This window comes from Citrobacter meridianamericanus, from assembly GCF_041320245.1.
In the GTDB taxonomy this organism is placed as follows: domain Bacteria; phylum Pseudomonadota; class Gammaproteobacteria; order Enterobacterales; family Enterobacteriaceae; genus Citrobacter; species Citrobacter meridianamericanus.
Map to the genome: position 1 here is coordinate 4,825,282 of NZ_CP101036.1, position 25,881 is coordinate 4,851,162.

Consider the following 25,881-nt stretch of genomic DNA (forward strand, 5'->3'; position numbering starts at 1 on the left):
GCACAGGTTATGAACCTAAGGCCGGATAAGGCGCTGCGCCGCAGCCGGCAGATTTCACGGCGCACAGACGCAAAAAAGCCCATCCGGCAGGATGGGCTTCTTCACTTTATTTGATGCCTGGCAGTTCCCTACTCTCGCATGGGGAGACCCCACACTACCATCGGCGCTACGGCGTTTCACTTCTGAGTTCGGCATGGGGTCAGGTGGGACCACCGCGCTACAGCCGCCAGGCAAATTCTGTCTATCAACACACTTTTTAGTCTGTCGATGTCATCTGTATCAGGCTGAAAATCTGTCTCTTCGCCAAAACACCTTCGGCGTTGTAAGGTTAAGCCTCACGGTTCATTAGTATCGGTTAGCTCAATGTATCGCTACACTTACACACCCGACCTATCAACGTCATCGTCTTTAACGTTCCTTCAGGAGACTTAAAGTCTCAGGGAGAACTCATCTCGGGGCAAGTTTCGTGCTTAGATGCTTTCAGCACTTATCTCTTCCGCATTTAGCTACCGGGCAGTGCCATTGGCATGACAACCCGAACACCAGTGATGCGTCCACTCCGGTCCTCTCGTACTAGGAGCAGCCCCCTCAATTCTCCAGCGCCCACGGCAGATAGGGACCGAACTGTCTCACGACGTTCTAAACCCAGCTCGCGTACCACTTTAAATGGCGAACAGCCATACCCTTGGGACCTACTTCAGCCCCAGGATGTGATGAGCCGACATCGAGGTGCCAAACACCGCCGTCGATATGAACTCTTGGGCGGTATCAGCCTGTTATCCCCGGAGTACCTTTTATCCGTTGAGCGATGGCCCTTCCATTCAGAACCACCGGATCACTAAGACCTGCTTTCGCACCTGCTCGAGCCGTCACTCTCGCAGTCAAGCTAGCTTATGCCTTTGCACTAACCTCCTGATGTCCGACCAGGATTAGCTAACCTTCGTGCTCCTCCGTTACTCTTTAGGAGGAGACCGCCCCAGTCAAACTACCCACCAGACACTGTCCGCAACCCGGATCACGGGTCCACGTTAGAACACCAGCCATTAAAGGGTGGTATTTCAAGGTTGGCTCCACGCAGACTGGCGTCCACGCTTCAAAGCCTCCCACCTATCCTACACATCAAGGACCAGTGTTCAGTGTCAAGCTATAGTAAAGGTTCACGGGGTCTTTCCGTCTTGCCGCGGGTACACTGCATCTTCACAGCGAGTTCAATTTCACTGAGTCTCGGGTGGAGACAGCCTGGCCATCATTACGCCATTCGTGCAGGTCGGAACTTACCCGACAAGGAATTTCGCTACCTTAGGACCGTTATAGTTACGGCCGCCGTTTACCGGGGCTTCGATCAAGAGCTTCTCCTTACGGATAACCCCATCAATTAACCTTCCGGCACCGGGCAGGCGTCACACCGTATACGTCCACTTTCGTGTTTGCACAGTGCTGTGTTTTTAATAAACAGTTGCAGCCAGCTGGTATCTTCGACTGATTTCAGCTCCACGGGTAAACCGCTTCACCTACATATCAGCGTGCCTTCTCCCGAAGTTACGGCACCATTTTGCCTAGTTCCTTCACCCGAGTTCTCTCAAGCGCCTTGGTATTCTCTACCTGACCACCTGTGTCGGTTTGGGGTACGATTTCGTGTTACCTGATGCTTAGAGGCTTTTCCTGGAAGCAGGGCATTTGTCACTTCAGCACCGTAGTGCCTCGTCATCACACCTCAGCGTTAAAAGGTACCGGATTTACCTGGAACCTCCGCCTACATGCTTAAACCGGGACAACCGTCGCCCGGCTAACATAGCCTTCTCCGTCCCCCTTCGCAGTAACACCAAGTACAGGAATATTAACCTGTTTCCCATCGACTACGCCTTTCGGCCTCGCCTTAGGGGTCGACTCACCCTGCCCCGATTAACGTTGGACAGGAACCCTTGGTCTTCCGGCGTGCGGGTTTTTCACCCGCATTATCGTTACTTATGTCAGCATTCGCACTTCTGATACCTCCAGCATGCCTCACGACACACCTTCAACGGCTTACAGAACGCTCCCCTACCCAACAACACATAGTGTCGCTGCCGCAGCTTCGGTGCATGGTTTAGCCCCGTTACATCTTCCGCGCAGGCCGACTCGACCAGTGAGCTATTACGCTTTCTTTAAATGATGGCTGCTTCTAAGCCAACATCCTGGCTGTCTGTGCCTTCCCACATCGTTTCCCACTTAACCATGACTTTGGGACCTTAGCTGGCGGTCTGGGTTGTTTCCCTCTTCACGACGGACGTTAGCACCCGCCGTGTGTCTCCCGTGATAACATTCTTCGGTATTCGCAGTTTGCATCGGGTTGGTAAGTCGGGATGACCCCCTAGCCGAAACAGTGCTCTACCCCCGAAGATGAGTTCACGAGGCGCTACCTAAATAGCTTTCGGGGAGAACCAGCTATCTCCCGGTTTGATTGGCCTTTCACCCCCAGCCACAAGTCATCCGCTAATTTTTCAACATTAGTCGGTTCGGTCCTCCAGTTAGTGTTACCCAACCTTCAACCTGCCCATGGCTAGATCACCGGGTTTCGGGTCTATACCCTGCAACTTAACGCCCAGTTAAGACTCGGTTTCCCTTCGGCTCCCCTATACGGTTAACCTTGCTACAGAATATAAGTCGCTGACCCATTATACAAAAGGTACGCAGTCACATCCCGAAGGATGCTCCCACTGCTTGTACGTACACGGTTTCAGGTTCTTTTTCACTCCCCTCGCCGGGGTTCTTTTCGCCTTTCCCTCACGGTACTGGTTCACTATCGGTCAGTCAGGAGTATTTAGCCTTGGAGGATGGTCCCCCCATATTCAGACAGGATACCACGTGTCCCGCCCTACTCTTCGAGTTCACAACCTGTGCATTTTAGTGTACGGGACTATCACCCTGTACCGTCGGACTTTCCAGACCGTTCCACTAACACACAAGCTGATTCAGACTCTGGGCTGCTCCCCGTTCGCTCGCCGCTACTGGGGGAATCTCGGTTGATTTCTTTTCCTCGGGGTACTTAGATGTTTCAGTTCCCCCGGTTCGCTTCATTACGCTATGTATTCACGCAATGATAGTGTGACGAATCACACTGGGTTTCCCCATTCGGAAATCGCCGGTTATAACGGTTCATATCACCTTACCGACGCTTATCGCAGATTAGCACGTCCTTCATCGCCTCTGACTGCCAGGGCATCCACCGTGTACGCTTAGTCGCTTAACCTCACAACCCGAAGATGTTTCGTAAAACACCATCGTGTTGCGAAAATTTGAGAGACTCGAACACACCGCTTTTCATTTCTTATTACGGAGAAATGAAACAGTGTGTCGTTTCAATTTTCAGCTTGATCCAGATTTTTAAAGAGCAAAACTTCGCAGTGAACCTTTTCAGGTACACTCTGAAGTTTTCTTGGTTTGTTGCAGTAAAGATGGTGGAGCTATGCGGGATCGAACCGCAGACCTCCTGCGTGCAAAGCAGGCGCTCTCCCAGCTGAGCTATAGCCCCATCGAATGAATCTCTTTTAACCTTAATTCGTTTTCGGGCGCGGCGTGGTGAAGCGAAGCATACTGAAGTATGCGAGCTTTGCCACAACAAAGCACGAGAGCGAATTTGGTAGGCCTGAGTGGACTTGAACCACCGACCTCACCCTTATCAGGGGTGCGCTCTAACCACCTGAGCTACAAGCCTGCAGAGATTTTCTTACTGCTAATTTTCATCAGACAATCTGTGTGAGCACTACAAAGAACGTTTCTTTAAGGTAAGGAGGTGATCCAACCGCAGGTTCCCCTACGGTTACCTTGTTACGACTTCACCCCAGTCATGAATCACAAAGTGGTAAGCGCCCTCCCGAAGGTTAAGCTACCTACTTCTTTTGCAACCCACTCCCATGGTGTGACGGGCGGTGTGTACAAGGCCCGGGAACGTATTCACCGTGGCATTCTGATCCACGATTACTAGCGATTCCGACTTCATGGAGTCGAGTTGCAGACTCCAATCCGGACTACGACATACTTTATGAGGTCCGCTTGCTCTCGCGAGGTCGCTTCTCTTTGTATATGCCATTGTAGCACGTGTGTAGCCCTACTCGTAAGGGCCATGATGACTTGACGTCATCCCCACCTTCCTCCAGTTTATCACTGGCAGTCTCCTTTGAGTTCCCGGCCTAACCGCTGGCAACAAAGGATAAGGGTTGCGCTCGTTGCGGGACTTAACCCAACATTTCACAACACGAGCTGACGACAGCCATGCAGCACCTGTCTCAGAGTTCCCGAAGGCACCAATCCATCTCTGGAAAGTTCTCTGGATGTCAAGAGTAGGTAAGGTTCTTCGCGTTGCATCGAATTAAACCACATGCTCCACCGCTTGTGCGGGCCCCCGTCAATTCATTTGAGTTTTAACCTTGCGGCCGTACTCCCCAGGCGGTCGACTTAACGCGTTAGCTCCGGAAGCCACGCCTCAAGGGCACAACCTCCAAGTCGACATCGTTTACGGCGTGGACTACCAGGGTATCTAATCCTGTTTGCTCCCCACGCTTTCGCACCTGAGCGTCAGTCTTTGTCCAGGGGGCCGCCTTCGCCACCGGTATTCCTCCAGATCTCTACGCATTTCACCGCTACACCTGGAATTCTACCCCCTCTACAAGACTCTAGCCTGCCAGTTTCGGATGCAGTTCCCAGGTTGAGCCCGGGGATTTCACATCCGACTTGACAGACCGCCTGCGTGCGCTTTACGCCCAGTAATTCCGATTAACGCTTGCACCCTCCGTATTACCGCGGCTGCTGGCACGGAGTTAGCCGGTGCTTCTTCTGCGAGTAACGTCAATTGCTGAGGTTATTAACCTCAACACCTTCCTCCTCGCTGAAAGTACTTTACAACCCGAAGGCCTTCTTCATACACGCGGCATGGCTGCATCAGGCTTGCGCCCATTGTGCAATATTCCCCACTGCTGCCTCCCGTAGGAGTCTGGACCGTGTCTCAGTTCCAGTGTGGCTGGTCATCCTCTCAGACCAGCTAGGGATCGTCGCCTAGGTGAGCCGTTACCCCACCTACTAGCTAATCCCATCTGGGCACATCCGATGGCAAGAGGCCCGAAGGTCCCCCTCTTTGGTCTTGCGACGTTATGCGGTATTAGCTACCGTTTCCAGTAGTTATCCCCCTCCATCGGGCAGTTTCCCAGACATTACTCACCCGTCCGCCACTCGTCACCCAAGGAGCAAGCTCCTCTGTGCTACCGTTCGACTTGCATGTGTTAGGCCTGCCGCCAGCGTTCAATCTGAGCCATGATCAAACTCTTCAATTTAAGTTTGATGCTCGTGAATTAAACTTCGTAATGAATTACGTATGTTCACTCAGAGACTTGGTATTCATTTTTCGTCTTGCGACGTTAAGAATCCGTATCTTCGAGTGCCCACACAGATTGTCTGATAAATTGTTAAAGAGCAGTTGCGACGCGCTTTAGCGCTCTGTCGCGAGGTGGCGTATATTACGCTTTCCTCTTTCAGAGTCAACCCTCATTTTCAGGTTTTTCTCTTCAACCGGACCGGCTGTTTGTGTGAAGTGATTCACATCCGCCGTGTCGATGGAGGCGCATTATAGGGAGTTTCCTGCAGCCCGCAACCCTTAAATGACAGAAAAATGACTGAGTGCTGCATTCCACAGCAAAACCCCGCTTTATACCCATTTGCACACAGAGTTATCCACAATCGTAAGAAGATTAGCGGCCACCATCGCTGAAAAGTAGAAAAACAGATAAGTAAATCTCTATTCTCTATATAGAAAGAAATTCGCGCTACGTTATATAAAAGAAGAAAAGTACAGGTAGCCTATGCCCCATAGCCCTACCACCTTTGAATTACGTACCCCATCAGGCGATAATACCCGTACAAACAGTGATTCCAGGACCGTGATGAGACACTCTCTGCAACGTACTGCTATACGCAAACGCCCGATGAAGCTCGGCACCACCGTGATCCTCATGGTCAGTGCGGTACTCTTCTCTGTGCTGCTTGTCGTTCATCTGATTTATTTCTCGCAAATAAGTAATATGACGCGCGATGCGCTAGCTGATAAAGCGCTTGCTGTCGCACGAACGCTGGCGAATTCTCCAGAAATCCGTCAGGGGCTAATGAAGAAGCCCGAAGAAAGTGGCATTCAGGAGATTGCCCAGGCGGTGAATAAGAGCAATGACTTTTTGTTCATTGTAGTCACCGATATGCAGAGCATTCGTTACTCCCATCCCGAAGCGCAACGAATTGGCCAGCCGTTTAAAGGTGATGACATTTTGCTGGCCCTGCAAGGCAAAGAGAATGTGGCTATTAATCGCGGGTTCCTGGCACAAGCCCTGCGTGTTTTCACCCCAATCTATGACGAGCATCACCGACAAATTGGCGTCGTGGCGATCGGTCTTGAGCTAAGCAGAGTTGCTGAACAGATCAATAACAGTCGCGGTAGCATCATCTGGTCCATCTTATTTGGTGTACTGGTTGGGCTACTCGGCACATGGATATTCGTTAAAGTCCTCAAGCGCATTCTGTTTGGCCTGGAACCTTATGAAATATCCAATCTGTTCGAACAACGCCAGGCGATGTTGCATTCTATAAAGGAAGGCGTCATTGCCGTTGACGAGTGCGGTGAGGTAACGCTGATAAACCAGGCGGCGCAGGAGCTACTGGATTACCACAAATCGCAAGACGATGCTCAGCTCTCTACGCTCAGCCACGCGTGGTCACAGGTGGTCGATTTTTCACAGGTACTACATAATGGTACGCCGCGTCGCGATGAAGAGATCATGGTGAAGGATCGACTACTCTTGATAAACACAGTTCCGGTGCTCAGCAACGGTAAAATCATCGGGGCCATTTCAACCTTCAGAGACAAAACTGAAGTCCGAAAACTGATGCAGCGTCTGGACGGTATGGTTAACTATGCCGACGCACTTCGTGAACGATCCCACGAATTTATGAATAAATTGCACGTGATTCTGGGATTATTGCATCTGAAAAGTTATAAGCAGCTTGAAAATTATATCCTGAAGACCGCGAACAATTATCAGGAAGAGATTGGCTCGCTGTTAGGAAAAATTAAATCCCCGGTGATCGCAGGATTTTTACTCAGTAAGATTAATCGCACATCTGATTTAGGCCATAGCCTGGTGATCAGCAATGAAAGCCAGTTGCCGGAAAACAGCAACGAAGATCAGGTGGCAGTGCTGATTACCGTTCTGGGGAATTTAATTGAAAACGCCCTGGAAGCGCTAGGTCAAGAACCTGGGGGCGAGATCAGCGTATCCTTGCATTATCGACACGGCTGGTTGCATTGCGAAGTGAATGACGATGGTCCGGGGATCGCCCCCGAACACATTGAGCACATCTTTGAGAAGGGCGTTTCGTCAAAAGGAACCGAACGGGGCGTTGGTTTAGCGCTTGTTAAACAACAGGTTGAAAACGTTGGCGGCAATATTTCCGTCGAGTCTGAACCTGGGATCTTCACCCAATTTTTTGTACAGTTACCGTGGAATGGTGAGAGGGCCAGCAGATGATCAATGTCTTAATTGTCGATGACGATGCAATGGTAGCGGAATTAAACCGTCGTTATGTTGCACAACTCTCCGGGTTTCATTGCTGCGGCACAGCCTCCACGCTGGAGAAAGCGAAAGAGATAATCTTTCATAGCGGTAATCATATCGACCTGATTTTGCTTGATATTTATATGCAAAAAGAAAACGGTCTGGATCTGTTGCCCGTTCTGCACAGCGAAGGTTGCAAGTGTGATGTTATTGTCATCTCTTCCGCCGCTGACGCAACGACTATCAAAGACTCCCTTCACTATGGTGTCGTTGACTACCTGATCAAACCTTTTCAGGCATCCCGTTTTGAAGAAGCGCTTACCGGGTGGTTACAAAAGAAAAACGAAATGGAAAAGCATCAGTACTATGAACAGTCTGAGCTTGACCAGTTGATTCATGGAAGTTCCTCTAATGAGCAGGAAGCGCGGCGCTTACCTAAAGGGTTAACGCCACAAACGTTACGCACGCTGTGTCAGTGGATTGATGAGCATCAGGATCAGGAGTTCTCCACCGATGAGCTGGCTAACGAGGTTAATATCTCGCGCGTCTCATGCCGTAAATATCTTATCTGGCTCGTCAATTGTCACATATTATTTACCAGCATCCATTATGGCGTAACCGGTAGACCGGTTTATCGTTACCGCGTTCAGGCTGAGCACTACTCATTGCTTAAACAATATTGCCAATAAAAACATGTTGGGATTATTTGTTATTTGAAAGTAACAATTATTAAAATAATGAAAAATCCCTATTTTGCTGACTCATGCTGCAGAATTATAAATTTGCGTTAGATCAAATGTATTTGTATCCAGCATGTTAAATGTATTATTTTAATATTGATTAACGTCACACTGTTTTTAATTTCAAAATCGCTAACAAAAGTTAATTAAGTATTATCTAACTCGCAGAGTGTGTATTTTTACCCATAAAGGATTAGTCTGAAATTAACCAGACATACAAAATCTAGACTGGTAGCAATGGAGACCATGCTACGTACCATGGACACCGTACATTTTTGTGAGCAAGTAAAAGTATCCGCACGCCAACCTCATTACATCATGAAATGGCGCGAGCGTGATCACATAAATAATCTACTCACCCATTTTGTCGGTGGTTCACGTAATAGCGGAAAACGCAAAACAGATAAATTACAGCGTCAAACGCAGCTCTCCACACCCAACCCTGCTTCCCATCGCCTGAGGATACTTTCCTCTGATCAACACCACAGAAAAAAGCCAAATATCACCATAATTTTAAGAAAACATTCTAGCAAGACATTTGAACATTAATCGCAAATACGGACATATCGAATACTGACCATTTTTTGATGCCTATTCCGGCAAAAAAGAATGTGGCACAGATCCATTTTTCAAAAAATTGACTGGGTTTTTCGCGAGGGTAAATAAAATGTTATTTAGTATACAACTTCTCATAATATTAATATGTTTGTTTTATGGTGCCAGAAAGGGCGGTATCGCGCTGGGTTTATTAGGCGGTATCGGCCTGGTCATTCTGGTTTTCGTTTTCCATCTTCAGCCGGGTAAACCGCCTGTAGATGTCATGCTGGTTATTATTGCCGTGGTCGCCGCATCGGCAACCTTGCAAGCCTCCGGTGGCCTTGACGTTATGCTGCAAATTGCTGAAAAGCTGCTGCGCCGTAACCCAAAATACGTTTCCATCGTCGCCCCGTTCGTGACCTGCACCCTGACGATTCTCTGTGGTACAGGCCACGTGGTATACACCATCCTGCCAATCATTTATGACGTTGCCATTAAGAACAATATTCGCCCGGAACGTCCGATGGCGGCGAGCTCTATCGGTGCGCAGATGGGGATTATCGCCAGCCCTGTTTCCGTAGCCGTTGTTTCACTGGTCGCCATGCTGGGTAACGTAACGTTTGAAGGCAAGCATCTCGAATTCCTCGACCTGCTCAGCATCACCATCCCGTCTACCCTGTTGGGTATCCTGGCGATCGGTATCTTCAGCTGGTTTCGTGGTAAAGATCTGGATAAAGATGAAGAGTTCCAGAAGTTTATTTCCGTACCTGAAAACCACAACTACGTTTATGGCGATACCGCCACGCTGTTAGACAAAAAGCTGCCGAAAAGCAACTGGCTGGCCATGTGGATCTTCCTTGCCGCTATCGCCGTTGTTGCCGTGCTCGGCGCGTTCTCTGAACTGCGTCCTACCTTCAGTGGCAAACCGCTGTCAATGGTACTGGTCATCCAGATGTTCATGCTGCTGACCGGTGCGCTGATTATTATCCTGACGAAGACTAATCCCGCTTCAATATCTAAAAACGAAGTCTTCCGTTCCGGTATGATCGCGATTGTGGCGGTGTACGGTATTGCCTGGATGGCAGAAACCATGTTCGGCGCGCACATGGCAGAAATCGAAGGTGTGCTGGGCAACATGGTGAAAGAGTATCCGTGGGCCTATGCAATTGTTCTGCTGCTGGTATCTAAATTTGTAAACTCTCAGGCAGCGGCGCTGGCGGCGATTGTTCCGGTCGCGCTGGCAATTGGGGTCGATCCAGCATACATCGTGGCTTCCGCTCCGGCATGTTACGGTTACTACATTCTGCCGACTTACCCAAGCGATCTGGCGGCAATTCAGTTTGACCGTTCCGGCACTACCCACATTGGCCGCTTCGTTATCAACCACAGTTTCATTCTGCCTGGTTTGATCGGCGTAAGCGTATCCTGTGTCTTTGGTTGGATCTTCGCCGCAATGTACGGTTTCCTGTAATTACAGTTCGCGTGCCGTCCGTTTTAGTACGGCACGCCACCGTTAAGACGCAGAGAATTTTAAAATTCCTGAGAAAAATGAAAAGGCTGGAAGCAAATGTCAAAAGTTGAATTCACTTACCAGGCGGCTTTCCCACTGGGGGAAGACAAAACTGAGTACTACCTGCTGACATCCGATCACGTCAGCGTTGGCGAGTTTGAAGGCGAAACAATCCTGAAAGTAGCTCCTGAAGCACTTACGCTACTGGCCCAACAAGCCTTCCACGACGCCTCCTTCATGCTCCGCCCTGAACACCAACAGCAAGTCGCCTCAATCCTCCATGATCCCGAAGCCAGCGAAAACGATAAGTATGTCGCGCTGCAGTTCCTGAGAAACTCCGAAATCGCCGCCAAAGGCGTGTTGCCAACCTGCCAGGACACCGGTACGGCCATTATCATGGGGAAAAAAGGTCAGCGTGTCTGGACCGGTGGCGGCGACGAAGCGGCACTCTCTAAAGGCGTATTTAATACCTATATTGAAGATAACCTGCGCTACTCGCAAAACGCGGCGCTGGATATGTACAAAGAAGTGAATACTGGCACCAACCTGCCCGCACAAATCGATCTGTACAGCGTGGACGGCGACGAATACAAATTCCTGTGCGTAGCCAAAGGCGGCGGTTCAGCGAACAAAACCTATCTGTATCAGGAAACCAAAGCGCTGCTGACTCCCGGCAAACTGAAAAACTTCCTGGTGGAGAAAATGCGTACGCTGGGTACTGCAGCTTGCCCGCCGTATCATATTGCATTTGTCATTGGCGGCACGTCAGCGGAAAGCACCCTGAAAACGGTGAAGCTGGCCAGCACACACTACTATGACGCACTGCCAACTGAAGGTAATGCGCACGGCCAGGCGTTCCGCGATCTGCAACTGGAACAGGAACTGCTGGAAGAAGCGCAGAAACTCGGCCTCGGTGCCCAGTTTGGCGGGAAATACTTCGCGCACGATATCCGCGTGATCCGCCTGCCTCGCCACGGCGCGTCCTGCCCGGTTGGTATGGGCGTCTCTTGCTCCGCAGATCGTAACATTAAGGCCAAGATTAACCGCGAAGGGATCTGGATTGAAAAACTGGAACACAATCCAGCTCAATACATTCCGGAATCCCTGCGCCAGGCAGGCGAAGGTGAAGTGGTCAAAGTTGACCTCAACCGCCCAATGAAAGAGATCCTTGCCCAGCTTTCTCAGTACCCGGTTTCTACTCGTCTGTCGCTGAGCGGCACTATCATTGTCGGTCGCGATATCGCCCACGCGAAGCTAAAAGAACGTATTGAGTCCGGCGAAGGCCTGCCACAGTACGTGAAAGATCACCCGATCTACTATGCGGGTCCGGCCAAAACCCCTGCGGGTTATCCGTCTGGCTCTTTAGGCCCAACCACTGCGGGTCGCATGGACTCCTATGTTGACCTGCTGCAGTCCCATGGCGGCAGCATGATCATGTTGGCGAAAGGTAACCGTAGCCAGCAGGTAACTGACGCCTGCCACAAACACGGCGGCTTCTACTTAGGCAGCATCGGTGGTCCGGCAGCGGTACTGGCGCAGCAGAGCATTAAGCATCTGGAATGCGTGGAATTCCCGGAGCTGGGTATGGAAGCAATCTGGAAAATCGAAGTAGAAGATTTCCCGGCTTTCATCCTGGTCGATGACAAAGGCAACGATTTCTTCCAGCAAATCGTCAGCAAACAATGCGCTAACTGCGCGAAGTAAACCCATTCGGCCCGGCACTGGACTGACACCCGTTTTTTGGCGTCAGTCCAGTGATCCCCCCGGGCCTCCTTTATCCCCCCATTTACTGACCTTGAATTTTTGTTGCGCACAGGGAATAGTGACCTTTTCCATTACTTGTGAATTCGCAATGCTTCGTACCCTGAACGTCACAATCTTGCATACTGGCGCGCTGCTGCTGACGCTGATTCTTATCTACACCGGTATCTCAGCCTCGGAGAAGATCACCTGGCTGATGGAAGTCACGCCGGTCATTATTGTCGTCCCATTATTGCTGGCGACCAAAAAACAGTATCCGCTGACGCCATTGCTCTACACGCTCATTTTTTTGCACGCCATCATTCTGATGGTCGGCGGTATGTATACCTACGCCAAAGTTCCCGTCGGTTTTCAGGTTCAGGAATGGCTGGATCTCAGTCGTAACCCGTATGACAAGCTGGGTCACTTCTTCCAGGGGCTGGTACCTGCACTAGCGGCAAGAGAGATTTTAGTGCGCGGTAATCGCGTTCGTGGCCGCAAAATGCTGGCTTTTTTGGTCTGCTGCGTAGCGCTGGCGATTAGCGCGATGTATGAGCTGATCGAATGGTGGGCGGCACTGGCGATGGGCCAGGGAGCCGATGATTTTCTGGGTACGCAAGGCGACCCGTGGGATACCCAGTCGGATATGTTCTGCGCCCTGCTCGGCGCGCTAACGACGGTGCTCGTGCTGGCGGGCTGGCACAACAGACAGTTAAAAATCGCCGGATAGCGCTAACGCTTATCCGGCAATCTGCCCTACCCATTACGCGATTTGATAACCAGAATCGGCAAGGCGAACAGCAGCGTCAGAAAGTTCGCCATACTGACGGCGGTATCGTCAATCAATAACCCATAAACCAGCCACAAAACCAACCCGCACACAAACATCACATACATTAAACCGGAGATACCTTGGGTGTTGCGGGTGGTAATGACCTTAATCGCCTGCGGCAAAAAAGAGAGCGTCGTCAGCGTTGCCGCCAGATAGCCAATCCAGGAATGCCATTCCATAGCTACGCCTTCGCATCGCTGGCCACTACCACCGGTATCTCCGGGGTATTCGACTGCTTGACGGGCGACGGCACTTTTCGGTATTTATCCAGCAGGTGGATCTGAATCTTACGCAGCATATCGCCATTTAACCGGTAGTAACGGAAATAGAGCACCAGTGTCACAATGAAGAAGAGCGTCGGCAGCGCGATCATGATGAACTGCATGCCAAGAATGGTCTCAGCGGATTGCGTTGCATTCGGAACATAACCAATCAATCCCAGCACCACCGCAATAAAGAAAGCAGAAAACGCCGAGCCACCTTTGACCACCATCGTCTGCACGGCATAGGCAATACTCTCGCAGCGGACGTTAAACTTATACTCGCCGTAATCTACGGTGTCCGCCACCATAATCACCTGAAGTACCCAGAACAGTGCCGTACCAATGTTCAGAAGGATCCCTGCGGTAACAATCAGTAAAGTATTGTGGAATGCCCCCAGTGCCATAATCAGCAATACGCCTGCGCTCAGAACCGGCATACCCGAAGCGCCAGCCCACAGTATCCGGCGAGAAAGCGCCTTTGACAGACGGGGAAAGAGAATCAATGTCAGCAAGTTAGCCGCTCCGGCATAGGAGAGGTAGTATGGGAAAAGGTCAGCATCACCCACCACGTAGGTGAAGTAATAAATCGCAAAACCAGTAATGATATTGGACGCCACGTTGTAAGCCAGCGCCATACCCAGCAGGCAGGAAAGCTGATCGTTTTTGTAGATAAGCGCAAGGATTGATTTCAGCGTCAGCCGGGTGCTGTCTGCCGTGGCTTCGCTGTCAGAGGAATACACTTCGTGCACATTGCGCAAGGTTACGAGGGTAGAAACAATAAAAAATGCGATCAGCACCAGCGTAAACATCTGAAAACCGAACCCGCGATCCGCGCCGCCAACATAGTTTACAAAGGGTAGCGTCACGCCCGCGGTGACAAACCCTGCAAGGCTGGCGAAGAAACGAGGGAACGGCACCAGTTGTTCACGCTCGCGTTTATCCAGCGTAATCGTGGGGACCAGCGACCAGAATGGAATATCCATAATGGTGTAGGTCATCCCCCACAATATGTACGTCACACAAACAAAAACGATTTGCGCCGTCCCCTCAAACAGATGTGCGCTAAAAAGCAAAAACAGCACCAACGAGTTCGCCAGCGTACCGAGTAAGATCCAGGGTTTAAATTTTCCCCAACGCGACCGGGTGGCATTCACTATCCACCCCATCACCGGATCGTTAAACGCGTTCCATATTTTTGCCACCAGGAACAAAGTTCCGACGACGCCCACCGATAATCCCACCACGTCGGTGTAGTAATACATCAGGTACATGTACACGATACCGATAGCGAAATCCTTACCAAACGCGCCAAATCCGTAACTGAGTTTTGTAGTCAGAGAGATGCTCATAGGGTATCGGGTCGCTGTTACCAGCGCCCGCCTTCTGTAAGAGGAAACGTCAGACGTTAAACGCCGGATACTCTGCCCGGCGTGATTGTGTGTTAACGATGTAACCAGGCTGGCAGCCAGTCGCCATGGGAGGCGATTAGATCGTCCACCAGCGCATAAATCTCCTCAATTCCCAATACCGCGGCGGTATGCGGATCCATCATCGCCGCGTGATAAACGCGATCGCGATTTTCCGTCAGAATGGCTTCCGTTAGCAGGGTCTGAACATTGATATTGGTTTGCATCATGGCCGCCAAATGGGACGGGAGCGTCCCCACCTTCGTTGGCTGAATACCATTCGCATCAACCAGGCAAGCTACCTCCACGCAACAGCCTTGCGGCAGGTTATCGATCAGATGGTCATTACGAACGTTGCCATACACCACGCTTGGTTCACCAGTCCAGATAGCGTTCATGATAGTGCTGGCATATTCGCGCGACGGCTTAATATCGATCCGCGCCGCCGTTTTGTACTCTTCCAGCTCTTTATTCCAGTTCGCCACCTGTTCCACGCAGCGTTTAGGATATTCATCCAGTGGAACCTTGTAGCGTTCAATCAGATCTTCACGCCCCGGTTTAATAAACCACGGCGTATATTCCGCAAAGTGTTCCGATGACTCGGTGACGAAAAAGCCCAGTTTTTTGAACATTTCATAACGCACAATGTTCTGGCAACGGGTATTCCCATGAATATTCGGTTTCGGTGCCTGACCGGAATCATAAGCCGCCAACAGTTCCGGGTAGAGATCTACATAGCCCCCATCAGCCGTTTTACGCTCCAGCTCCAGATAAAACGCCATGTGGTTGATCCCGGCGCAACGATAACGTAGCGAAGCAGGATCAATATCCAGATCCCGCGCCAGCTCTTCCGCCGTGCCCTGTACTGAATGGCACAACCCAACCTGCTTGATATGCGGATAGCGCGCATACATTGCCCAGGTGTTCATCGCCATCGGGTTAACGTAGTTAAGCATGGTGGCCTGCGGGCAGACTTCCGTCATGTCCTCACAAATCTGCCATAAATGCGGGATAGTGCGCAGCGCACGCATGATGCCGCCCGGCCCCAGAGTGTCGGCAATCGTCTGCTCCAGACCATGACGTTTACACACCGTAAAATCGGTAACGGTACAGGGTTCATAGCCGCCAATCTGGAAAGCGACAACCACAAAATCAGCATCCTGCAATGCCGCTTTTTGATCGCTATAACAGGTGATATGCCCGGATGCACCCGCAGAATCCATCAGTTTACGCACAACAATGTGTGACTCTTCCAGACGTGTAGGATCGACATCCATCAAGGCGATATGCGCCGACTTCAACGCATCGCGATGAAAAACGTCCCCGAGGATATTTTTGACGAAAATCGTCGAACCGGCGCCGATAAAGGTAATTTTGGGTGCAGACATCATGACTCTCCAGAACAGTAGTGAACACGGTCATGGTGGCACGCCGCCCGGGTGAAAACCTCCGTTTTCCCTCATGAGCATTCCCAAAAACTCAGATCCTCTGTCAGCCGTGTGACGATCTGAGTTTTTGGGATTAAATCACCTAAAAAGCAGAGTATCCGGCCTGATAATCGGTCTACTATCATTCATAGCGACCGGTTTTGTGCCCCCCTTCGCGGTTTCTTTTCTGCGGATGAGACATGATTCTGATAATTCAGGAAATGGAGTGATGATGAGTACAGAGCCGATAGTCTTTCTCCCGCCCGACCCGCATATGTGTAATGGCGACGAAAAACAGACCCGCAGCCCGCTGTCGCTCTACTCTGAATATCAGCGGATGGATATTGAGCTGCGTTCACCGCATGCTATGCCTGCCAGCCACTGGCACGGTCAGGTGGAAGTCAACGTACCGTTTGACGGCGATGTGGAGTATTTGATCAACAACGAAGTCGTAAAGATAAAACAAGGACATATCACCCTATTCTGGGCCTGTACCCCACATCAACTCACCCGCCCCGGCAACTGCAAGCAGATGGCGATTTTCAGCTTACCGATGCATCTGTTTCTCTCCTGGCCACTGGATCGGGAGCTTATCAATCATGTTACCCATGGCATGGTCGTCAAATCGCTCGCGACCCAGCAACTCAGTACCTTTGAAGTGCTGCGCTGGCAGCAGGAAGCGAACAGCCCAAATGAGCAAATTCGCCAGTTGGCGATCGATGAAATCGGCCTGATGTTAAAGCGGTTTAGCCTTTCTGGATGGGAACCTATTCTGGTCAACAAAACCTCACGCACGCATAAAAATAGCGCCTCACGGCATGCCCAGTTTTACGTCAGCCAAATGTTGAGCTTTATTGCTGATAACTACGATCAGGCGCTTACCATCAACGACGTTGCGGAGCACGTGAAGCTCAATGCCAACTACGCGATGGGGATTTTCCAGCGCGTGATGCAACTCACCATGAAGCAGTACATCACCGCCATGCGGATCAATCACGTCCGCGCATTGCTTAGCGATACCGATAAAACCATTCTCGACGTCGCATTGACTGCCGGATTCCGATCCAGCAGCCGTTTTTATGACACCTTCAGCAAGTTTGTCGGCATGTCGCCGCAGCAGTACCGTAAACTGAGCCAGCAGCGTCGGCAAACAATGGCGGGTTGATATCATTCGCTGATATCAGTATCAGCCAAAAAAATATTCCCCCTGTCGATAAACGGCAGTGGAAAACCGACAACAAGTAAACGCAACATTTTGTTTAATAAAATAATAAAGTCAAATCAGACTATTTTTCACCCGCTTTACAGGCCATTTTGTCAGGATAATACTTGCCTACGTCACATTCATACGGTGTGTCTGCAATCCCTAAATTGCAACCTTTCCACAACCGGGTAAAAGATGATGAAAGTATTAATTGTTGAAAGTGAGTTTCTGCATCAGGACACCTGGGTCGGTAGCGCTGTCGAACGTCTGGCCGATGCTTTAAGCCGCCAAAATGTTACCGTCATTAAGTCCACCTCATTCGACGATGGTTATGCCATCCTCGCCGCAAATGAAGCCATTGATTACCTGATGTTCAGCTATCAAATGGAACAACAAGACGAGCACCTGAATGTCAGGCAATTGATCGGTAAGCTCCACGAGCGCCAGCAAAACGTTCCTGTTTTCCTGCTGGGCGATCGGGAAAAGGCCACCGCGTCACTGGATCGCGACCTGCTGGAGCTTGTCGATGAATTCGCCTGGATTCTGGAGGACAGCGCTGACTTTATCGCTGGCCGCGCCATCGCAGCGATGACTCGCTATCGTCAGCAATTGTTACCGCCGCTGTTCAACGCCCTGATGAAATACAGTAATGTCCATGAGTATTCCTGGGCGGCTCCTGGTCACCAGGGCGGTGTCGGTTTCACCAAAACGCCTGCCGGTCGACTGTACCATGACTACTACGGTGAAAATCTGTTCCGTACCGACATGGGGATTGAACGTACCAATCTCGGTTCTTTACTCGACCATACTGGCGCATTTGGGGAAAGTGAAAAAAATGCTGCCCGCGTGTTCGGCGCCGATCGTTCCTGGTCCGTGGTGGTCGGGACTTCCGGCTCTAACCGCACCATCATGCAGGCTTGTATGACCGACAATGACGTCGTGGTGTTGGATCGTAACTGCCACAAATCTATCGAGCAGGGGCTGATCCTCACTGGGGCAAAACCGGTGTACATGGTACCGAGCCGCAACCGGTACGGCATTATCGGACCTATCTACCCGCAGGAAATGCAGCCTGAAACATTGCAGAAAAAAATCAGCGAAAGCCCGCTGACCAAAGGCAAGGCCGGGCAAAAACCGTCTTACAGCGTTGTGACCAACTGTACCTACGACGGTGTTTGCTACAACGCCAAAGAAGCGCAGGATCTGCTCGCGCAAACCAGCGATCGCATCCACTTCGATGAGGCCTGGTACGGTTATGCCCGCTTCAACCCAATTTATACCGATCACTACGCCATGCGTGGCGCGCCGGGCGATCACAACGGCCCTACCGTTTTTGCCACCCACTCGACCCACAAACTGCTGAATGCGCTCTCTCAGGCATCTTACATTCACGTCCGTGAAGGTCGTGGAGCCGTGAACTTCTCCCGCTTTAACCAGGCGTACATGATGCACGCCACCACTTCTCCGTTGTATGCCATCTGCGCATCAAACGACGTGGCGGTCTCCATGATGGACGGTAACAGCGGCCTGTCACTCACTCAGGAAGTGATCGACGAAGCGGTCGATTTCCGTCAGGCCATGGCAAGGTTGTACAAAGAATTCACCGCCGAAGGCGACTGGTTCTTCAAACCGTGGAACAAAGAAGTGGTAACCGATCCGCAGACCGGTAAAACCTATGACTTTGCCGACGCGCCAGCTACATTGCTGGCAACCGATCAGAATTGCTGGGTGATGCGTCCGGGTGAATCCTGGCACGGCTTTAAAGACCTGCCGGATAACTGGAGCATGCTGGACCCAATCAAAGTCAGCATTCTGGCTCCGGGGATGGGCGACGATGGCGAACTGGAAGAGAACGGCGTACCGGCAGCGCTGGTTACCGCCTGGCTTGGCCGCCACGGTATCGTGCCGACCCGTACCACCGACTTCCAGATTATGTTCCTGTTCTCCATGGGGATTACCCGTGGTAAATGGGGCACATTAATCAACACGTTGTGCTCTTTCAAACACCACTACGATGCCAATACACCGCTGTCACAGGTTATGCCAGAACTGGTGGAAGAACATCCTGACACTTATGCCAACATGGGTATTCACGATCTGGGCGACACCATGTTTGCCTGGCTGAAAGAGAACAACCCAGGCAGCCGGCTCAACGCCGCTTACTCCGGTCTGCCGGATGCGAATATTACCCCGCGTGACGCTTACAACGCGATAGTCAGTGACAACGTTGAGATGGTCGCGATTGAAAATCTGGCGGGACGTATTGCGGCAAACTCCGTGATCCCTTACCCACCGGGAATTCCGATGCTGCTGTCCGGTGAAAACTTTGGCGATGCCAACAGCCCGCAAATTGGGTACCTGCGTTCGTTGCAGTCCTGGGACCACCACTTCCCTGGATTTGAACATGAAACCGAAGGAACGGAAATTATTGACGGTGTGTATCACGTCATGTGCGTGAAAGCATAATGTCTCTTTTTAGAGAGTCCGATGTTTAAGGTAGACATGTCATTCTTGAGTAATTCCTGAGTATTGCTGCAAAACAATAACACTGTCATACCTTTTTGCGCGGGACCACCCCGCGCTTTTTTTACATACAAAAAACGCCAGTTTCCACTCCGTACAAAAATGTGTACATAAGAAAAATCCCTCCAAATATTGTAATTAATTTCAGACACGTTATTTTATTGCAGTCTTGGTTTCATCATACAATTCTATTTAACCGATTTGATTCACCTGATTTGGTGGGTTACGGTGTTTTATGTTCATATTCCTGGAGTTTGGGTATGAGGGTTTGCAGCAGAGCAGCTTGTGTTGTTGTATTAACGGAGAAGGATGTTTGGTTAAGGATTAACGGAAAAGAAGCCATCAGTTTAAAAGCCAACAACATGGCACTGGTAGCATGCGATAATAATATTATTGATTTATCATCACTTAATAACGCACTGGTCGTACACATCAGTCGTGAAATTATTAAAGACTATCTTCGATTCTTAAACAAAGATCTGTCACAGATCCCTCCCTGGCAACGCAGTGCCAATCCGGTCATGACCGCCGTCTGCCTGACGCCGGATATCTTCCGGGCAGCTGCTCAACATAGCGTGATGGAAACGGTGGATGAAGGTGAATACGAACGTACTCGTTCGCTTCTGTTCACAGTGTTATCACGTTTTCTCGACAGCAAAAAGTTTATCTCCCTGCTCATGCATATGCTACGCAATTGCGTCAGCGACTGCGTGTACCACATTATCGAGAGCGATATCCATAAAGACTGGAATTTAAGCATGGTCGCCAGCTGCTTATGCCTGAGCCCCAGTTTGTTAAAGAAAAAGCTCAAAAATGAAAACACCAGTTACAGTCAAATAATAACTACGTGTCGTATGCGTTACGCCGTCAATCAATTAATGATGGACGGAAAAAACATTTCTCAGGTCTCTCAACTGTGCGGATATAACAGTACCTCATACTTTATTTCCGTTTTCAAAGAGTTCTATGGGATGACGCCACTGCATTATGTTAGTCAACATAGGGAGCAATCCGCTGCCTGATTTTTAATCAGTTAGCAATAAGCCATAATAATATCAGCATTGGCGATACCCCTGGTCCGCCATCATAAAATAGTCTTCTGAAGAGGTATGATAAGACGTCATTTATCCTAATCAGGAGTTAAAAAATATGTCGACGGATGCTGATGCTCACAAAGTGGGATTAATCCCCGTCACCCTTATGGTGTCGGGGAATATCATGGGTTCCGGTGTATTCCTGCTACCCGCAAACCTGGCGTCAACTGGCGGGATTGCAATCTACGGATGGTTGGTCACTATTATCGGTGCTTTAGCACTGTCGATGGTGTATGCGAAAATGTCGTCCTTAGACTCCAGTCCCGGTGGTTCTTACGCTTATGCCCGCCGCTGTTTCGGCCCTTTTTTAGGTTACCAGACCAACGTGCTGTACTGGCTGGCCTGCTGGATAGGTAACATCGCCATGGTGGTCATCGGCGTCGGTTACCTGAGCTACTTCTTCCCCATCTTAAAAGATCCGTTGGTCCTGACACTGACCTGCGTTGTGGTACTGTGGATCTTCGTATTGCTGAACATTGTCGGACCAAAAATGATCACCCGTGTACAGGCCGTCGCAACGGTTCTGGCGCTGGTGCCCATCGTCGGTATTGCCGTCTTCGGCTGGTTCTGGTTCCGCGGTGAAACTTATATGGCGGCCTGGAACGTCAGCGGCATGAACACCTTCGGCGCGATTCAAAGTACTCTGAACGTAACCTTGTGGTCATTTATTGGGGTGGAAAGCGCCTCCGTCGCGGCAGGCGTGGTTAAAAACCCTAAACGTAACGTGCCTATTGCCACTATTGGTGGCGTGCTGATTGCCGCGGTTTGCTATGTGCTCTCCACCACGGCGATTATGGGTATGATCCCTAATGCTGCGCTGCGTGTTTCAGCTTCCCCGTTCGGCGATGCCGCTCGAATGGCGCTGGGTGACACCGCAGGGGCGATTGTCTCCTTCTGTGCGGCTGCCGGGTGCCTCGGTTCTCTGGGCGGCTGGACGCTACTTGCCGGACAAACTGCCAAAGCGGCAGCCGATGACGGCCTGTTCCCGCCGATTTTTGCCCGCGTCAACAAAGCCGGTACGCCGGTAGCCGGGTTAATTATTGTCGGTATCCTGATGACCATCTTCCAGTTCAGCAGCATGTCGCCGAACGCCGCGAAAGAATTTGGTCTGGTCTCTTCGGTCTCCGTTATCTTCACCCTGGTGCCATATCTGTACACCTGCGCGGCATTGCTGCTGCTCGGCCATGGTCATTTCGGCAAAGCGCGCCCAGTGTACCTGGCAGTAACCTTTATCGCGTTTGTCTATTGTATCTGGGCGGTTATCGGTTCCGGTGCTAAAGAAGTGATGTGGTCGTTCGTCACGCTGATGATCATTACTGCGCTGTACGCTCTGAACTACAACCGAATCCATAAAAATCCGTATCCTTTGGATGCCCCGGTAAACAATAACTAACGCAACTCACCGTAGTGGCCCGATGACATAACTTCATCGGGCCTGGATTTTCCTACCGCGATTCGGAATCAACATTAAGAACTTAAGGTTGGCTTAACTTTACTTTGAGAGGATTTGCACCACTTAGTCGATGGAACCCCCTTAATGTTAAAGCACCTGTTTAAAAGGCCTGTTCTCGGTCTAATCAGCTGGATTCTGCTGATCTCAATTTATCTTGCAACTTTTCTGAACATTGCGTTCTACAAACAAGTGCTGCAAGTCCTGCCGCTGGATTCCGTGCGTAACGTGCTGGTGTTTTTGTCGATGCCAGTCGTCGCGTTCAGCGTCATGAACATTGTGCTGACGCTGGCCTCATTCCTGTGGCTTAATCGCCTGGTGGCCTGCATTTTCATTCTGGTTGGCGCAGCGGCCCAATATTTCATCATGACCTACGGCATCATCATCGACCGCTCGATGATCGCCAACATGATGGACACTACGCCCGCAGAAACCTTCGCGCTGCTGACGCCAAAAATGCTCCTCACGCTCGGTGTAAGCGGTATTCTGGCCGCGCTCATTGCCTGCTGGGTAAGAATCAAACCAATCGCCCCGGTAATGCGCAGCGTACTGTTCCGTGGCGCTAACATTCTGGTGTCCGCGTTGTTGATCGTGCTGGTCGCCACCTTCTTCTACAAAGATTACGCCTCACTGTTTCGCAACAATAAACAGCTGGTGAAATCTCTCAGCCCATCCAACAGCATTGTGGCGACATCGTCCTGGTATTCACACCAGAGGCTGGCCCACCTACCGCTGGTGCGTATTGGCGAAGATGCGCATCGCAACCCATTAATGGTAAAAGAAAAACGTAAGAACCTGACAATTGTGGTTCTCGGTGAGACCTCACGCGGAGATAACTTCTCGCTGTCTGGCTATTCGCGCCAGACCAACCCGCTGCTGGAAAAAGATGATGTGGTCTATTTCCCCCGCACCACCTCCTGCGGAACGGCAACGGCAGTGTCCGTACCCTGCATGTTCTCCGATATGCCGCGCGCACACTACGATGAAGAACTGGCGCAGCATCAGGAAGGCGTCCTCGACATTATTCAGCGCGCAGGAATTAACGTGCTGTGGAACGATAACGACGGCGGCTGCAAAGGAGCCTGTGACCGGGTACCACACCAGAATATGACCGCGTTGAACCTGCCAGGACAGTGTATTGACGGCGAATGCTACGATGAAGTGCTGTTCCACGGACTGGAAGAGTATATTAATAACCTGCAAGGCGACGGCGTGATTGTGCTGCACACCATCGGCAGCCACGGCCCGACCTATTACAACCGCTATCCTGCGCAGTTCAAGAAATTTACACCAACCTGCGACACTAACGAAATCCAGAATTGTTCACAGCAGCAGTTGATCAATACCTACGACAACACTCTTGTTTACGTTGACTATATTGTTGATAAAGCAATCAATATACTGAAAGAGCATCAGGATAATTTCACCACCAGCCTGGTTTATCTTTCCGATCACGGTGAATCCTTAGGGGAAAATGGCGTCTATTTGCACGGCCTGCCGTATTCGATTGCGCCAGATACGCAAAAACATGTGCCGATGCTGCTGTGGCTCTCAGAAGATTATCAGCAACGCTATCAAGTCTCTCAGACATGTTTACAAAAACGGGCAAGCTCAGAAGATTTCTCACAGGATAATCTATTCTCTACCCTGCTGGGATTAACAGGCGTGCAAACACAGAAATACCAGGCGACAGATGATATTCTGCAACCCTGCCGGGGAGGCTAAACGAATGAAAATTCTGATTGTTGAAGACGATACGTTGTTATTACAGGGACTGATACTCGCCGCGCAAACAGAAGGCTATGCCTGCGACGGCGTATCGACGGCCCGTGCAGCGGAGCAGTGTCTGGAAAGCGGACATTACAGTCTGGTGGTCCTCGACCTGGGCTTACCGGATGAAGACGGCCTGCACTTTCTGAACCGAATCAGGCAGAAAAAATACACCGTGCCGGTACTCATCCTCACCGCCCGTGATACGGTGAAAGACCGGGTCAGCGGGCTGGACGTGGGGGCCGATGACTATCTGGTCAAACCGTTCGCACTGGAAGAACTGCATGCCCGCATCCGGGCGCTGCTGCGTCGGCATAACAATCAGGGTGAAAGTGAACTCATTGTCAGCAACCTGACGCTGAATATCGGTCGTCGCCAGGTGTGGATGGACGGGCAAGAGGTTATCTTAACGCCAAAAGAATACGCACTCCTGTCGCGCCTGATGCTCAAAGCGGGCAGCCCGGTACACCGGGAAATCCTCTATAACGACATCTACAGCTGGGATAACGAACCGTCGACCAATACGCTGGAAGTGCACATTCACAACCTGCGCGACAAAGTCGGAAAATCTCGCATCCGCACGGTCAGGGGATTTGGCTATATGCTGGTTGCCACTGAGGAAAGCTAAGTGAAGCTGCTGCAATATCTAAAACAACCTCTCCCGCTTCGTCATCGCCTGATGCTGACGATTGGTCTTATTCTGCTGGTCTTTCAGCTGATTAGTACCTTCTGGTTGTGGCACGAAAGTACCGAACAAATACAGTTATTCGAACAGGCATTGCGCGAAAATCGTAACAACGATCGCCACATCATGCATGAGATCCGTGAGGCAATCGCCAGCCTGATCGTCCCCGGAATCTTTATGGTCAGCCTGGCGCTGCTGATTTGCTACCAGGCAGTGCGACGTATTACTCGCCCGCTGGCGGATCTGCAAAAAGAGCTGGAAGCGCGGGCAGCCGATAACCTGACCCCGATTGAAATTCACAGCTCAACCATTGAGATCCAGGCGGTTGTCTCAGCGCTAAACGACCTGGTAACGCGGCTAACCAGCACGATTGAAAACGAACGCTTATTTACCGCCGATGTCGCTCACGAACTGCGCACGCCGCTGTCAGGCGTGCGCCTGCATCTTGAATTACTGTCCAAAACTCATAAGGTCGATGTTTCGCCGTTAATTGCCCGCCTTGACCAAATGATGGATAGCGTGTCGCAGCTGCTGCAACTCGCCCGCGTCGGACAGTCGTTTTCAGCCGGGAGCTATCAGCACGTCAAACTGCTGGAGGATGTGATTCTGCCCTCCTACGATGAACTCAGCACCATGCTGGACCAGCGCCAGCAGACGCTGCTCCTACCGCAAAGTACGGTGGACGTTGTCGTACGTGGCGATGCAACGCTCTTACGGATGTTGCTGCGAAATCTGGTGGAGAACGCACATCGCTACAGCCCGGAAGGCACCCATATTACGATTAGTCTGAATACAGAGCATGATGCCGTCATGGCCGTCGAAGATGAAGGGCCAGGCATTGATGAAAGTAAATGCGGGGAACTGAGCAAAGCGTTTGTGCGGATGGATAGCCGTTTTGGCGGGATTGGGCTGGGACTGAGCATTGTCAGTCGAATCACCCAGTTACATCGCGGGCATTTTTATTTGCAAAATCGTCAGGGAACCACCGGTACTCGCGCGTGGGTAGAATTAGCGAAAGATCAGTAAGAACTCACCCATACGTACAAAAAGCTGCTGATAATTAGTACGCTGCACACGGTGGTCAAACTTTCGTAAATGCGGGTTTTCATGACACTCTCCTCCGAGGATA

Annotated in this window: 17 protein-coding genes, 2 tRNA genes and 3 rRNA genes; 13 read left to right on the forward strand and 9 right to left on the reverse strand. The window is 50.8% G+C overall.

The window, feature by feature from the left end; translation table 11 throughout:
- Positions 1-115: 115 nt before the first annotated feature.
- The 5 genes from rrf to NMD08_RS23505 form a co-directional block, all read right to left on the reverse strand.
- A 5S ribosomal RNA gene (gene rrf / locus NMD08_RS23485) occupies positions 116-231 on the reverse strand.
- Positions 232-324: 93 nt separating this feature from the next.
- Positions 325-3,229 (reverse strand): 23S ribosomal RNA (locus NMD08_RS23490).
- A 206-nt stretch (positions 3,230-3,435) separates the two neighbouring features.
- Positions 3,436-3,511 (reverse strand) — tRNA-Ala (locus NMD08_RS23495).
- A 106-nt stretch (positions 3,512-3,617) separates the two neighbouring features.
- Positions 3,618-3,694: transfer RNA gene (locus NMD08_RS23500), tRNA-Ile, on the reverse strand.
- A gap of 71 nt (positions 3,695-3,765) precedes the next feature.
- Positions 3,766-5,306, reverse strand: a 16S ribosomal RNA gene (locus tag NMD08_RS23505).
- Together the 16S, 23S and 5S rRNA genes with 2 tRNA genes alongside form the textbook arrangement of a ribosomal RNA operon.
- A 606-nt stretch (positions 5,307-5,912) precedes the next feature.
- On the opposite strand from NMD08_RS23505, the gene NMD08_RS23510 reads away from it, so the two are divergent.
- The 6 genes from NMD08_RS23510 to NMD08_RS23535 all read left to right on the forward strand — a co-directional run bounded on the left by NMD08_RS23510 (position 5,913) and on the right by NMD08_RS23535 (position 12,828).
- Positions 5,913-7,544 carry a sensor histidine kinase gene (locus tag NMD08_RS23510; protein ID WP_210905457.1) on the forward strand — a complete coding sequence of 544 codons (1,632 nt, stop codon included), beginning with the start codon at positions 5,913-5,915 and terminating at the stop codon, positions 7,542-7,544.
- Positions 7,541-8,260, forward strand: coding sequence for a two-component system response regulator DcuR (gene dcuR, locus NMD08_RS23515; RefSeq protein WP_151218012.1), 720 nt, complete (start codon positions 7,541-7,543; stop codon positions 8,258-8,260). Before NMD08_RS23510 ends, dcuR begins: the two co-directional genes overlap by 4 nt.
- A gap of 297 nt (positions 8,261-8,557) precedes the next feature.
- Positions 8,558-8,860: a hypothetical protein gene (locus NMD08_RS23520; RefSeq protein ID WP_370619177.1), complete on the forward strand. Its 303-nt coding sequence runs from the start codon at positions 8,558-8,560 to the stop codon at positions 8,858-8,860.
- Between the two features lie 118 nt (positions 8,861-8,978).
- A complete protein-coding gene (gene dcuB, locus NMD08_RS23525) occupies positions 8,979-10,319 on the forward strand; it encodes an anaerobic C4-dicarboxylate transporter DcuB (RefSeq protein ID WP_151218014.1) in 1,341 nt (446 codons plus the stop codon).
- Between the two features lie 96 nt (positions 10,320-10,415).
- A complete protein-coding gene (gene fumA / locus NMD08_RS23530; protein ID WP_187260087.1) occupies positions 10,416-12,062 on the forward strand; it encodes a class I fumarate hydratase FumA in 1,647 nt (548 codons plus the stop codon).
- Between the two features lie 148 nt (positions 12,063-12,210).
- Positions 12,211-12,828: a DUF2238 domain-containing protein gene (locus NMD08_RS23535; protein WP_151218015.1), complete on the forward strand. Its 618-nt coding sequence runs from the start codon at positions 12,211-12,213 to the stop codon at positions 12,826-12,828.
- Between the two features lie 26 nt (positions 12,829-12,854).
- On the opposite strand, the gene NMD08_RS23540 is transcribed toward NMD08_RS23535, so the two are convergent.
- From NMD08_RS23540 to NMD08_RS23550, 3 genes are all read right to left on the reverse strand, one after another.
- Complete coding sequence (locus NMD08_RS23540) at positions 12,855-13,109, reverse strand: SemiSWEET transporter (RefSeq protein ID WP_151218016.1); 255 nt, start codon at positions 13,107-13,109, stop codon at positions 12,855-12,857.
- A gap of 2 nt (positions 13,110-13,111) precedes the next feature.
- Positions 13,112-14,542: a melibiose:sodium transporter MelB gene (melB, locus tag NMD08_RS23545; RefSeq protein ID WP_370619179.1), complete on the reverse strand. Its 1,431-nt coding sequence runs from the start codon at positions 14,540-14,542 to the stop codon at positions 13,112-13,114.
- A gap of 92 nt (positions 14,543-14,634) precedes the next feature.
- Positions 14,635-15,990, reverse strand: a complete 1,356-nt coding sequence (locus NMD08_RS23550; protein WP_187253957.1) for an alpha-glucosidase/alpha-galactosidase — start codon at positions 15,988-15,990, stop codon at positions 14,635-14,637.
- A gap of 268 nt (positions 15,991-16,258) precedes the next feature.
- Between NMD08_RS23550 and melR the strand changes: the two genes are divergently transcribed.
- The 7 genes from melR to pmrB all read left to right on the forward strand — a co-directional run bounded on the left by melR (position 16,259) and on the right by pmrB (position 25,778).
- Positions 16,259-17,191, forward strand: coding sequence for a transcriptional regulator MelR (melR, locus tag NMD08_RS23555; protein WP_151218098.1), 933 nt, complete (start codon positions 16,259-16,261; stop codon positions 17,189-17,191).
- A gap of 237 nt (positions 17,192-17,428) precedes the next feature.
- A complete protein-coding gene (adiA, locus tag NMD08_RS23560) occupies positions 17,429-19,696 on the forward strand; it encodes an arginine decarboxylase (protein ID WP_370620225.1) in 2,268 nt (755 codons plus the stop codon).
- 317 nt (positions 19,697-20,013) lie between these two features.
- Complete coding sequence (locus tag NMD08_RS23565; RefSeq protein ID WP_151224627.1) at positions 20,014-20,775, forward strand: AraC family transcriptional regulator; 762 nt, start codon at positions 20,014-20,016, stop codon at positions 20,773-20,775.
- Positions 20,776-20,902: 127 nt separating this feature from the next.
- Positions 20,903-22,240 (forward strand): arginine/agmatine antiporter, encoded by a 1,338-nt coding sequence (gene adiC, locus NMD08_RS23570; protein ID WP_151218019.1) that lies wholly within the window; start codon positions 20,903-20,905, stop codon positions 22,238-22,240.
- 144 nt (positions 22,241-22,384) lie between these two features.
- A complete protein-coding gene (gene eptA / locus NMD08_RS23575) occupies positions 22,385-24,022 on the forward strand; it encodes a phosphoethanolamine transferase EptA (protein WP_370619181.1) in 1,638 nt (545 codons plus the stop codon).
- A 4-nt stretch (positions 24,023-24,026) separates the two neighbouring features.
- The gene (gene pmrA, locus NMD08_RS23580) at positions 24,027-24,695 is read left to right on the forward strand and encodes a two-component system response regulator PmrA (protein ID WP_003031849.1); all 669 of its coding nucleotides are present in this window, start codon (positions 24,027-24,029) and stop codon (positions 24,693-24,695) included.
- Positions 24,696-25,778, forward strand: coding sequence for a two-component system sensor histidine kinase PmrB (gene pmrB, locus NMD08_RS23585; protein WP_187253959.1), 1,083 nt, complete (start codon positions 24,696-24,698; stop codon positions 25,776-25,778).
- On the opposite strand, the gene pmrR is transcribed toward pmrB, so the two are convergent.
- Positions 25,772-25,861 (reverse strand): LpxT activity modulator PmrR, encoded by a 90-nt coding sequence (gene pmrR / locus NMD08_RS23590; protein ID WP_151218021.1) that lies wholly within the window; start codon positions 25,859-25,861, stop codon positions 25,772-25,774. The genes pmrB and pmrR overlap by 7 nt on opposite strands.
- Positions 25,862-25,881 lie beyond the last annotated feature (20 nt).

Bases quoted from the DNA above. Each gene is read 5' to 3' on its own strand.
- NMD08_RS23540 (WP_151218016.1), bottom strand. From the start codon at position 13,109: ATGGAATGGCATTCCTGGATTGGCTATCTGGCGGCAACGCTGACGACG.
- NMD08_RS23520 (WP_370619177.1), top strand. From the start codon at position 8,558: ATGCTACGTACCATGGACACCGTACATTTTTGTGAGCAAGTAAAAGTA.
- pmrR (WP_151218021.1), bottom strand. From the start codon at position 25,861: ATGAAAACCCGCATTTACGAAAGTTTGACCACCGTGTGCAGCGTACTA.
- adiC (WP_151218019.1), top strand. From the start codon at position 20,903: ATGTCGACGGATGCTGATGCTCACAAAGTGGGATTAATCCCCGTCACC.
- adiA (WP_370620225.1), top strand. From the start codon at position 17,429: ATGAAAGTATTAATTGTTGAAAGTGAGTTTCTGCATCAGGACACCTGG.
- dcuB (WP_151218014.1), top strand. From the start codon at position 8,979: ATGTTATTTAGTATACAACTTCTCATAATATTAATATGTTTGTTTTAT.
- eptA (WP_370619181.1), top strand. From the start codon at position 22,385: ATGTTAAAGCACCTGTTTAAAAGGCCTGTTCTCGGTCTAATCAGCTGG.
- melB (WP_370619179.1), bottom strand. From the start codon at position 14,542: ATGAGCATCTCTCTGACTACAAAACTCAGTTACGGATTTGGCGCGTTT.
- pmrA (WP_003031849.1), top strand. From the start codon at position 24,027: ATGAAAATTCTGATTGTTGAAGACGATACGTTGTTATTACAGGGACTG.
- melR (WP_151218098.1), top strand. From the start codon at position 16,259: ATGAGTACAGAGCCGATAGTCTTTCTCCCGCCCGACCCGCATATGTGT.
- NMD08_RS23510 (WP_210905457.1), top strand. From the start codon at position 5,913: ATGAGACACTCTCTGCAACGTACTGCTATACGCAAACGCCCGATGAAG.
- dcuR (WP_151218012.1), top strand. From the start codon at position 7,541: ATGATCAATGTCTTAATTGTCGATGACGATGCAATGGTAGCGGAATTA.
- fumA (WP_187260087.1), top strand. From the start codon at position 10,416: ATGTCAAAAGTTGAATTCACTTACCAGGCGGCTTTCCCACTGGGGGAA.
- NMD08_RS23535 (WP_151218015.1), top strand. From the start codon at position 12,211: ATGCTTCGTACCCTGAACGTCACAATCTTGCATACTGGCGCGCTGCTG.
- NMD08_RS23550 (WP_187253957.1), bottom strand. From the start codon at position 15,990: ATGATGTCTGCACCCAAAATTACCTTTATCGGCGCCGGTTCGACGATT.
- NMD08_RS23565 (WP_151224627.1), top strand. From the start codon at position 20,014: ATGAGGGTTTGCAGCAGAGCAGCTTGTGTTGTTGTATTAACGGAGAAG.